This is a genomic window from Geobacillus sp. DSP4a, assembly GCF_013096875.1.
In the GTDB taxonomy this organism is placed as follows: domain Bacteria; phylum Bacillota; class Bacilli; order Bacillales; family Anoxybacillaceae; genus Geobacillus; species Geobacillus thermophilus.
The window spans coordinates 1-264 of the sequence record NZ_SDLD01000275.1 but is presented as its reverse complement, the minus strand read 5'-3'; the positions used below and the strand labels follow the sequence as shown (position 1 = coordinate 264).

1 tRNA gene is annotated in these 264 nt (G+C 59.1%); it reads left to right on the top strand.

Annotated elements, in window-relative coordinates:
• Nucleotides 1-51 precede the first annotated feature (51 nt).
• Nucleotides 52-127 (top strand) — tRNA-Ala (locus ETC02_RS17325).
• The last annotated feature ends 137 nt before the right edge of the window (nucleotides 128-264 follow it).

Genomic DNA, 264 nt, shown 5'->3' with positions numbered 1-264 from the left:
CCTGATAAGCGTGAGGTCGGTGGTTCAAGTCCACTTAGGCCCATCGGTTGCGGGGCCTTAGCTCAGCTGGGAGAGCGCCTGCTTTGCACGCAGGAGGTCATCGGTTCGATCCCGATAGGCTCCACCACTTTTCTTGATTCGTTCCTTGAAAACTAGATAACCGGAAAAGCGGAGGCGAGTGTTTCGCCGCGATGGGCAAATGTTCTTCGCCCGCAGGGGTGCTGGCACCCCGAGGGGGAAGGTTATTTGACCCCGAGCGGCGGC